Source organism: Caecibacter sp. AF58-12pH5A, from assembly GCF_027681725.1.
Taxonomy (GTDB): domain Bacteria; phylum Bacillota; class Negativicutes; order Veillonellales; family Megasphaeraceae; genus Megasphaera; species Megasphaera hominis.
Map to the genome: position 1 here is coordinate 1 of NZ_JAQDBC010000053.1, position 11,482 is coordinate 11,482.

Genomic DNA, 11,482 nt, shown 5'->3' on the forward strand with positions numbered 1-11,482 from the left:
AACGCATCTTCTTTTATGATACCTAAAAAAACTTACACACTTAACTTGACAAACCCTTTTTGTCGTTGTTCAAATAAAAAACTGGCATTTAAACAGGCAATTTTTGTGATTGCCTGCTTTTTTTTGTCCTAAAAGGTACTTAACGATAGTCATTCTGTCCTGTTACTCTTGAAAGCTATTTTTTCAGGAGGTGTCTATCATGACGGACAAACAGAAACAACAGATTATCACCTTACGCCGCAACGGGGCAGGGTATGGAACTATAGCCAGCCAATTAGGTGTTTCCATCAACACGGTGAAGTCGTTCTGCCGACGGCACAGCCTGGTAGCCAAAACAGCCGGGGCAGTCTGTGAGCAGTGCGGAAAGTCCATTGCCCAGAATCCGGGGCGGAAACGGAAACGTTTCTGCTGCGATGCCTGCCGGAACAAGTGGTGGAACGCACATCTGGAGCTGGTGAAGCGGAAGGCAGTCTACACCTATACCTGTCCGGCTTGCGGGAAGGGATTCATGGTCTACGGCAACAGCCATCGGAAGTTCTGCTCCCATGCCTGCTATATTGCTTATCGGTTTGGGGATGTACGCCATGGATAAGAGGTCGTTTCAAAATGAAACAACTTTCCAGGTGACAATGCATCTGGCAAGGAAAATGATGGCGGCAAAGCTCATCACAGAGAAGGAGTACCGGGTGAATATACCGATACGATTTTGCCATGTGCACGGACTTTTTTTACCACTCTGCCGCAGTTATTTGACCATCCTTCCGGAAGTATTTGCCACCCTGCTCAATAACTCTCATACTGAAGATAGCACACGGTTCTCGTGTGACTTTAGTATAAGGGGGTCCTCATATGACGGATTACCGAAAGATTCTTATGCTGCGAAGCAAGGGGTGCACTCAACGCGGGATAGCTTTAACCAAAGTTGCTTCTCGCCCAACCATCAGTGCAGTCTACAAGGCTGCAGACCAACAAGGCATTAGCTGGCCGCTGGATTCCAGCATCACTAATGCTGAATTGGAAACAATATTATTTCCAAGAAAGAGCATGACCAAAGTTTTTTATGTTGAACCAGACTATCCCTACATCCATCGGGAACTAGCAAAATCTGGTGTAACGATGACGCTTTTATGGGAAGAATATTGCAGACAGTGCTACGAGACTGGCAAAACGCCTTATATGAGTACACAATTTGCAGAGAAATACCGAAAATGGGCCCGGGTGACCAAAGCCACCATGCGTATTCAACATAAACCTGGCGATGCCATGCAGGTCGACTGGGCTGGGGATACTCTTCCCATATATGACCCGGTAACCGGCAGTACAAGCCCGGCTTATCTCTTTATTGCCACCTTGCCGTGCAGTTATTATACCTATGCAGAAGCTTGCGACGATATGAAAACTGAGAACTGGCTGAACTGCCATATACACGCCTTCAAGTTTTATGGTGGTGTTCCTCGGCTTCTAATTCCTGACAATTGCAAAACTGCAACCACGTCTAATACTAAGTATGAAACAATCCTAAACCGCAGTTACCAGGAATTGGCTGAACATTATGGTACGGCAATTGTACCAGCCCGTGTGCGCAGGCCTAAGGATAAAAGCTCCGCAGAAGCTTCTGTGCGTTTTGCTGAAACCTGGATTCTTGCTGCCTTACGTTCAAGGAAATTCTTTTCCCTTCATGAAATGAATGAGGCTATTGCGGAAAAACTTAAAGAAATGAACAACCGCCCCTTTAAGCAGATGGCAGGCTCCCGCTACAGTGCCTATATGGAAGAAGAAAAGCAATATATGCTTCCTCTGCCACCTACAGATTTTGAGGCTGCTGTTTGGTCGGTAGCCAAAGTTCCCAATGATTATCTTATTTCAGATGGCAAGAACAAATATTCAGTCCCTTACAACTTGATTGGCGAAAAGGTAGACATTCGGGTGACAAAGACTACTGTAGAAGTATTCTTCCACGGCAGCCATGTTGCCAGCCACCGTCGTTTGCGGACCGTCCAGAGAGATCCGCTGGTAAACCTAGAGCACATGCCCCTTGCACACCAAAGGTACCTGACCTACAATGCGGATGATTTCACTCGTTGGGCAACGACTGTTGGTCCCATGACAGAAAAGACTGTGCAGTATTTCCTTACCAGCGGAAAGGCCCCAGAACAGGGCTATAAAGCCTGCTCCAGCCTTAGGAAATTGGAAGAACGTTACGGGAAAGTACGGCTTGAAAACGCTTGTGGACGTATTTTCGCCTACAAGGCCACTCCGTCCGTCCGTAACGTCAGCAGTATTTTAAAAAATGACCAAGATAAACCTGTTAAAAACGCTCCGCAGAAAAAGCCAGCCGCAGCAAACAACTACGGAATTACACGCGGTGCCTCGTATTTCAGTAAGGATAGAGGTGGCCGCCAATGATAGACCAGGAAACCGTAGAGATGCTTAGGAAGATGAGAATGACCGCTATGGCGGATGAATTATCCCACCAATTACAAGACTCAACCTTTAATGAGCTTGGCTTTGAGGAACGATTAGGACTGATGGTGACTGCCGAATGGAACCGACGCCAAACGAATACAGTACAGCGCCTCATTAAGAATGCAAATTTTTCTGCCCCAGCTGCCGCAGTAGAAGAAATTGAGTACTACGAAGATAGAGAGTTGGATAAAGCACAGATTTTACGCCTATCCAGCTGCAAATTTGTAGACGAGGGACACCATATTATTCTGGAAGGAGCTTCTGGCAATGGTAAAACCTACATTGCCTGTGCTCTTGGTAACGCTGCCTGCCGACGATTCAAGAAAGTACGATATATTCGTATGCCAGAATTGCTGGATGAGTTGAATATTGCCCGAAGCGGCGGTGAATTAAAGAAATGCCTGTCCAATTACAAAAAAGTTGATTTGCTCATTTTGGATGAATGGCTTATACGCCCCCTAACACCGCAGGAAAGTTATGATCTATTAGAAATTGTAGAAACTCGTTGCCAACGTTCTATGATTTTCTGCACCCAGTACAGCACAGATGGCTGGTATACCAGGATTGATTCGAACCCCGAATCTGCAAGCCCTGTGTCTGATGCTATTATGGACCGCATTATCCATAACTCATACGTAATTATGGTTGAAGGCCGTATCTCAATGAGAGAACGGTATGGCCTGAAAGCAACTCAAAGCTAAAGCTTATCTATACTTTAAAGAAAACTAAATAACCAGCTCTGCCGGCTCAACCATCCGGCAGAGCTTTTGGCCGAATCCCTTAATGGCCTACTAGTGCGGTGGGGTGGTAAAAGAATTCCGAGAAGGTGGTAAAAAAAGTCCGTGCAGACGGTAAACTTACGCCGATTTATGCACCGGGATTTCGAACAGGCGATGATTCGCCAATATCAGCCATTTTCAGGAGAATTATACACTTGATAATTGTATCAAACAGAGTGATATATAGTGTCGAAAGGAGCTGATTTGATGCGGACTATCCGTAAGATTGAACGAAGTATACCGAATTTAAGACAGCGCAAAAAAGTCGCAGCCTATGCCCGCGTATCCGTGGACTCGGAACGGATGCATCATTCCCTATCGGCACAGGTCAGCTATTACAGCAGCCTCATACAGAAGAACCCGGAGTGGGAATATGCCGGGGTATATGCTGACTACGGTATTTCCGGGACAAGGATAAAGAAACGGCAGGAATTCCAGCGGATGTTAGAAGATGCCGAAGCTGGGCAGATAGATGTTATCTTGACCAAGTCCATCCAGCGTTTCGCCCGCAATACCTTGGATCTTCTGCGCACGGTACGCCACTTGAAAGAGATTGACGTTGAAGTGTGGTTCGAAAAGGAAAATATCCATACTCTGAGCGGCGAAGGTGAGTTGATGCTGACAATCCTTGCATCCTTTGCCCAGGAAGAAAGCCGGTCCATCAGCGAGAATATAAAATGGCGTGTGCAGAAACGGTTCCAACAGGGCATGCCGCCTGCAAAGTTCTTTATATATGGCTATCGATGGGAAGGGGATAAACTCGTAATTGTTTCTGAAGAAGCAGCTGTTGTAAAGCGAATATATCAAAATTTTCTTGACGGAAAATCACGGGTTGAGACAAGACGGGAGCTTGCGGCGAAGGGCATCAAAACTAGGCATGGTAATAACTGGGGTGATCCCAGCATCAAGCAGGTACTTACCAATATTACCTATACCGGTAATCTCCTGCTTCAGAAAACATATATAGAAGATCCTATTACTAAAAAAAAACGGAAAAACCGTGGCGAGAGAACAAAGTATTTTGTCGAAAATACTCATGAAGCTATTATTGATAAGAAAACGTTCGATTATGTACAGAAGGAAATGGCACGTCGGTGCAAATTAGGGGCATTTGCCAATAAGTCATTGCATACGACGTGTTTTACAGGAAAAATCAAATGCGGCGTTTGTGGAAAAAGTTATGTCAGTAGCAAACGGAAATATAAAGGGTGGCATATCGGGTACTGGGGATGCACATCCCATAAATATAAGGGAAAAAACTGTGGCGCAAAAGGAACTATCCCACAAATTGTGCTGGAACGGGAATGTACGGCTGTCCTTGGACTGCAGGCTTTTGATGAAAACATATTCCTTGAAAAAGTTGATACCATTACTGTGCCGGAATATCGTGTCATGGTATTTAACATGAAAGATGGCCGAAAAATTATCCGGCACTGGGAATCAACTGCAAACAAGGATCACTGGACGGAAAAACTCAAGGACAAGCAAAGGGTTTGGACGAAGCAGTACCGGATGAGCGGGAAATCGAAGCGGTATTCTGCTTTTACAGATCGGATTCTATGCGTTCAATGTAACATCTGCTTCAAACGCTGCCTGGACAAGCGAAAAAACGGGAAAGTTGCTTACTGGCGGTGCAAGATCTCGGGAAAATCCTGCAAGGTTCCGGGTATACGGGAAGAACCATTGAAGCAGATCGCAGCAACGGTGCTTGGCTTGCCAGCATTTGATGATGCTGTGTTTCGGAATCAGATAGACCATATTGAAACTGGAAAAACGGATGAGCTGACATTTTGTTTTACCGATGGCAGGAGAACAAGCTGCCGCTGGCCACCGGTTAAAACGGGAAATTGCTGAATACATGAAGGGAGGTGGAAACTATAGTGGAAGCGCGAAGAGTACATACCATTCCGGCAGTCATCAGTCGCTACACCGCAGAACCCATCAATAGCCACCGGAAACGGAGAGTGGCCGGTTATGCCCGTGTATCGACAGATCATGAAGATCAGGTGACAAGCTATGAAGCACAGGTTGATTATTACACCTCGTATATTAAGGGCAGGAACGACTGGGAGTTTGCCGGTATATACACGGATGAAGGAATCTCGGCAACCAATACCCGTCACCGTGACGGGTTCAATGCGATGGTAAGGGATGCGCTGGATAATAAGATTGACCTTATTATTACAAAATCCGTCAGCCGGTTTGCCAGAAATACCGTGGACAGTCTGACGACGGTACGCAAGCTCAAGGACAAGGGCATCGAGATATATTTTGAGAAAGAAAACATCTGGACGCTTGACGCCAAGGGCGAACTACTCATCACCATTATGAGTTCCCTGGCACAGGAAGAAAGCCGGAGCATCTCGGAAAACGTTACCTGGGGCCATCGGAAGCGATTCGCTGACGGGAAGGTGTGTGTGCCGTTCGGCCATTTCCTTGGCTATGATCGGGGGTCAGACGGGAATCTGGTCGTCAACCGGGAGCAGGCCAAGACGGTAAAACTGATTTACCGCTTGTTCCTGGACGGGTATACCTTCCACTCCATTGCCAGGGAGCTGACTGCCAGAGGGCTGGAAACCCCGGCGAAAAAGAAACGCTGGTATCCGCGGACGGTAGAGAGCATCCTGACGAATGAGAAATACAAGGGCGATGCCCTGTTGCAGAAGCGGTTTACCGTCAACTTCCTGACCAAAGAAATGAAAGCGAATGAAGGGGAAGTGCCGCAGTACTATGTGGAAAATAACCACGAAGCCATCATCAGCCCGCAGGTCTTCGACTGGGTGCAGGAAGAAATCAAGCGGCGGCGTGAAGGCAGGGGACGTTACAGCGGCGTATCCATCTTCTCCAGCAAGATTAAATGCGGCCAGTGCGGCGGCTGGTACGGGGCAAAGGTCTGGCACTCGACCGATAAGTACCGCAGAACCATCTACCGATGCAACGACAAGTTCAAGAGCCATTGCAAGACACCGCATCTGACAGAAGATGATATTAAGGAAGTCTTCATCCGGGCCGCCAATCAGCTCATCGAAAACAAAGCTGATATCCTTAACAGCATCACCCTGCTGAAGGAACGGCTTACCGATACAGAAGCCCTGGAAGAGGAGCGGGACAAGCTCAGCACAGATTTGAACCTGCTGGCCGACAAGGTGCAGCATCTCATAGCCGAGAATGCGCGGGTCGCGCAGAACCAGGATGATTACGACCAAAAGTACAGCGAGCTGGTCAGCCGATATGAAGCGGCGAAGAAGCAGTATGACAAGACCTGTGATGACATCCAATATCGCAAGGCCCGGAGTCGTCAGATGGACAGCTTCATCAAGGAGCTTCAGGAGCAGGAACTCATCAAGGAGTTCGATGCCAGGCTGTGGGGCAGCCTGGTGGACTTCATCACGGTGTACAGCAAAGACGATATCCGGGTGACCTTCAAGGACGGAACGGAAATAAAAGGATGAATATTGACAGGAATTTGGCATGGCGTCTGTTCATATATTCTCAAAGAACATGTTGAACGTACAAAAGTGTGGTGAAAAATATATGGCATGGACACACATAATTATGATAAAATAAAAAAGACATAAGATCTGATGGGAAACAAGAAACACATAAATGACCGAGGTACAGGGCTTTTGCCCTTTTATACTTGTTTAGAGTTGGAAGGTTGCTGCTAATTCGTTTAAGTTGTTGAGTATTGTTTAACCCAACGGTCAAGAGTACAAATTAATAGAAATGGAGTGATTTTATGAAGAGAAACGTAAAACTGATGCTTATGGCACTGGAAATCGGCACAACTGTCTTGTGGGGGGGTACTTATGCTTATGCTGATTATGATCCAGCAACGAACACGGACACATTGACCAATCAGATGGTCAGTAATACTCGTGGAGATACCACTAAGGGGGACTTTAAATCCTATAATTATCCTGACCGGAATTTAGTGATTAATTGGACGGACAATTCTCGTGGTGATGGGGCGGCTATACGGGATGCCGAGGTAAATGCAAAAAATCTTACTATCAATGCTAATTTCTCAGGGAATGAACGGACAGATAAAGGCGTTATCAGTGATGCAGCCACCCATATTAAGGTCAGCGGTGATATCAATATCGCTACCAATAATGACAGTGTATATACGGAAGGGAAAGGGACAACAACGATTGAGGGATTCAAGAACCTGAACATTACTTCCTCTATCGCTGGGTACGGATTGGTGGATAATGGCGGCGGTATCACCGTCAGTGGCGGAACAGGAAGTTCTGTTACGATTAAAAACTCTGGTCTTGCCGGGGATGCACATCCCACCGTAGGCAATTCTCTATGGACAGGAAGGGGTAGTGCGTTAGGAAAGGGCATTACAGTTAAGGCAGATAAAATTCAAATACAATCAGATAATAAATCCATTTTTGCCGGACAAGGGGAAGGCGGAGAAAAATTTACTGTTGATCTGAATGCCCATGCTGTGGATGTAACAGGTACTATTTCAGGAATAGGTGGGGATATCTTTATTAATTCTGATACTAATGGAACTGTCACACTGTCTTCTGCCAATAAAACAGAAAATGGTTGGCCCAGTGGTGAACAAAGTATTGATTTGATGAGCAATGATACAAGTGGCTCTAACCTGACAATTAATAAAAATGCTAGAGGATTGGTTCAGATCTTAGGTAAAATACAGGTAGGCGGGGAGGACAGTTCCGTTCTTGCCAATATGACCGGCGATGGCTCTTTTGTCAATACTAGAGCGGATGGAACGAATAGCAGCCAATTCTGGAAAGATGCCATTGAAGCGTATAGCGGCGGTACCGTCACACTGAATATGAGTGGAAACAATTCCTATATTCGTGGAGATATGAATTCCGGAGATGACGGGAACATTACTGTCAATGCGACAGGGGACAATTTTACCATGAGCCGATCGTATACAGGAGACCCTATTTATGAAAACAGCTTACTGAAAGTAACTTCGGGGGCTACTGCTAATATTCTGATATCAGGGGATAATGGCAAAGTAGATGGGAATATCAGGGCAGTGGAGAAAGGGAATATCCAGATGGATATGTCTGGGGAAAATATGGCCTTTACAGGGGACGTAGAAGCTGCTTGGAATCCGGATGATACAAGAAGTACTGATGATCAGGCTTCTATTACCGCCAACTTTTCCGGGGCTCATGCATCAATGACTGGGAGTATTCGCGCTAAGACAAGCACTAGTAATGTTATGGTTAATTTTTCCGGAGAGAATGGAAACTTGACAGGGGATGTAGAATCCGTTTCCGGAGAGAATGGAAACTTGATAGCGTGTGTAGAATCCGTAGGAAATAATATAGATTACAGATCGAGGTCATCATGGCAGTCTGAAATTTATGAAGGAAATACAGTCAATCTGAATATTTCTGGTGCTCATGCATCACAGAAAGGGAATTTGAAGGCAGAGGGAAACAATACTCTGAATGCTGTGTACTCCGGTGAAGGGGCTTCTCTCACCGGCAATGCAGATAACAGTGGCACTATGAATCTGACCTTTACCAACCAGTCTGCCATGATCGGGGACATGACTAATGGGAAGAAAGTTTATGAAGATGTTTATTATCAACCGCTGAAGACGGTTGAGGGGAAACTGAAGGTGGATTTCAATCAGGCTTCTGTCTGGACTGGCAATCTGACCAGTACGACTGGGAGTGCGGAGGCAGTACTGCAGAATAGTAGCCGCTGGACAGGAAACTTGGATGCACAGGCAGCGGATGGGGCCACTCGTATTGCGCTGCAGAGTGGCAGTGCGTGGATAGGTGCAGCAAAGGGGAATGGGGATATTTCCCTTTCAGGAAATTCTCTGTGGAAATTGACCGGTGACAGCGAAGCCTATGGGGTTAAACTGGACAAAGGCAGTATCATATCCATGGAAGGATCTGCAGCTAAATTGGAAACAGGAGATCTTGGCGGAACCGGCGGCCAATTCCAGATGGATTTACGATATGGAAGTGATGATGTAGACTCTTACCGTGATGGCAGCAGCAGTGATTTTGTGCTGGCCCATGGCGGTGCAGGCAGTACATATACAGTGGCAATGACATCAGACAGTAGTGTTAACGGGATGAAGGACGGAAGCAAGCTGTATTTTGCCTCTACGGCGCCCGATACTTCATCATTCAAAATGAATCAGGCTGTTCAGATCCAGAATTATAAAAAGATATATAATAAAAATTTGGTAGTAAAGAAAGAAACTGATACGGTTAATCCAGATTATGAAGGATATGATGACTGGTTCTTAACGCCTGACAGCCATAGCGGAAACAATGGTAATACCATAAACCCGAATGGCACTGTGCCCGGATCTGCTTATAATGCAGCATTTGCCATCTGGAGAGATGATGACACGTTGTTGAAACGGTTGGGAGAACTGCGATATAACCAGGAAGACCAGGGAATCTGGGCGCGTGTTATCAATAAACGGCTGGAACGGGATGGCCGTCACAGCTTCCATGGTAATTACAAGACATTGCAAGTGGGTTTAGATAAAGAAAAGACAACAGCCCATAATGGAAAGTGGTATTATGGAGGAGCAATCTCTCATTTGTGGGGAGATACTGATTATACAAACGGCCATGGTTCGCAAAAATCCACAGATCTTTCTTTATATGCCACCAATATTCGACCCCATGGACATTATCTGGATTTAGTTGCTCGTCTTGGACGAATTGATTCTGATTATACTACCTCCTATGGGGATCATGGAGAATTTGAAAACTGGGGCAGCAGTATCAGTGCCGAATATGGTCGGAAAAAGATGCTGAGCCATGGTTGGGCTGTTGAGCCACAGGTACAGATGACCTATAATTATTTGTGGGGAGATGATTATACTACCAGAAATGGAGCCAGTGTACAGCAGGATAATGCTGACAGCTTGGTAGGCCGATTAGGGTTTGTGTTGAGCCGAGAACTCCAGCAGAAAACTAAGAACCCAAGCCGAGTATATATGAAAGCGTCTATCTTACATGATTTTTTGGGAACTACAGGAAACCGTATCATGGATGATGTGACATTTACAGATAATGACGATTTGGGAGATACCTGGTATTTAGTCGGTATTGGGACAAATATCCATCTTTCTAATAATACACAATTCTATTTTGATGCAGAACGGAGTTTTGGGGCTGATGTAAATATGAAGTATCGTTTTAATGCAGGGCTTCGCTTTGAATTCTGATCAAGAGGGAAAAAGCACATTTGAATTTATTGGTACATTTGTGTTAGTATTGCTTTTGGAACAGCAGCTATTTCAAGGGCTAAAGTTAAAGTCGTGGACGAAATGCTTATGCCAGCTTATTTTGCGACAGCTTTTGCTTTTGAAATTTCTATCGTGGTTAGGGCTTATTCCATTGGTAATATATCTGGTCGTCATGTAAATCCGGCGGTATCTCTTGGTGTAATTCTATTCAGGAAGACAAACGGACGGGATTTCATTGGCTGTGTTATTGTCCAGCTTTTAGGTGCTATTTCATAGAGTTGCTGGCTGAAGCATATAATAAATAATAATTGTAAAATTTGTATGATGCTGGAGATTGCAGATGTTGTTCAATCTCCAGCTTTTGGTTAAAAAGAGGATGTCAGGTGATGAACGTATCAATGCACCCCCTGTGTGCATATTCCAGATAATCGTTGCTTTGTATCAAAGTCGTACTCCTTTGGGACGTAATGACGTTGGGATTGATACAAAACAACAAAAAGTGTGCATAGCGTGAAAGCACAGAAAATATGGGTAGTTTGTGAACTGGCTCAATAAGCTGGTTCTTTTTTATGCCTTGAATTGGTTGGATATGATAAATAATAATCGACATGTAATATAAGAAATGCATACGGCATTAACGATTGCAAGTATGTATTTGTAAGAATATAGGGGAGTGTAAAATGAAGTGCGTAAGTTAGTAAATTGGTTACCGGTAACTTACACACTTCATTTTACACTCCCTTTTAAACAGGTAAAAACATTGGTGAAAATTGCCGATTTAACGGAGCAGGAACTTAAAATTTTATTTGAAAAATTCAGTGAAGTATCCCGGATAGATAGTTTAACGGGATTATATAATCGCAGATATTTTTGGGAAACTTTTTCAAAAGTATGGGAACAATCTATTGAGCATAACTTTGTGGTTTCATTATTAATGATCGATATTGATTATTTTAAAAAGGCTCTGTCACAACAAATGGTTGATTTTGACGAGAAATAGCGTATAATAATAGTA

The 11,482-nt window shown here is 44.8% G+C and carries 8 protein-coding genes; all 8 read left to right on the plus strand.

The annotated features are described in order from the left end of the window. Nucleotides 1-199 precede the first annotated feature (199 nt). Entirely contained in the window at nt 200-592 is a 393-nt protein-coding gene (locus PGX44_RS13220; protein WP_498855732.1) for a hypothetical protein, read from the plus strand. Between the two features lie 257 nt (nt 593-849). Next, the gene (gene istA / locus PGX44_RS13225) at nt 850-2,406 is read left to right on the plus strand and encodes an IS21 family transposase (protein ID WP_276802783.1); all 1,557 of its coding nucleotides are present in this window, start codon (nt 850-852) and stop codon (nt 2,404-2,406) included. Beyond that, complete coding sequence (locus tag PGX44_RS13230) at nt 2,403-3,167, plus strand: ATP-binding protein (RefSeq protein ID WP_276802268.1); 765 nt, start codon at nt 2,403-2,405, stop codon at nt 3,165-3,167. Before istA ends, PGX44_RS13230 begins: the two co-directional genes overlap by 4 nt. Nucleotides 3,168-3,452: 285 nt before the next feature. After that, nucleotides 3,453-5,099 carry a recombinase family protein gene (locus PGX44_RS13235; protein WP_498855733.1) on the plus strand — a complete coding sequence of 549 codons (1,647 nt, stop codon included), beginning with the start codon at nt 3,453-3,455 and terminating at the stop codon, nt 5,097-5,099. 26 nt (nt 5,100-5,125) lie between these two features. Continuing rightward, nucleotides 5,126-6,697, plus strand: coding sequence for a recombinase family protein (locus PGX44_RS13240; protein ID WP_498855734.1), 1,572 nt, complete (start codon nt 5,126-5,128; stop codon nt 6,695-6,697). A gap of 287 nt (nt 6,698-6,984) precedes the next feature. After that, nucleotides 6,985-10,446 (plus strand): autotransporter outer membrane beta-barrel domain-containing protein, encoded by a 3,462-nt coding sequence (locus PGX44_RS13245; RefSeq protein WP_498855735.1) that lies wholly within the window; start codon nt 6,985-6,987, stop codon nt 10,444-10,446. Between the two features lie 48 nt (nt 10,447-10,494). Continuing rightward, nucleotides 10,495-10,743, plus strand: a complete 249-nt coding sequence (locus PGX44_RS13250) for an aquaporin (protein ID WP_498855737.1) — start codon at nt 10,495-10,497, stop codon at nt 10,741-10,743. Nucleotides 10,744-11,152: 409 nt separating this feature from the next. After that, on the plus strand, nt 11,153-11,467 hold the full coding sequence (locus PGX44_RS13255) for a GGDEF domain-containing protein (protein WP_498855736.1): 315 nt from the start codon (nt 11,153-11,155) through the stop codon (nt 11,465-11,467). The last annotated feature ends 15 nt before the right edge of the window (nt 11,468-11,482 follow it).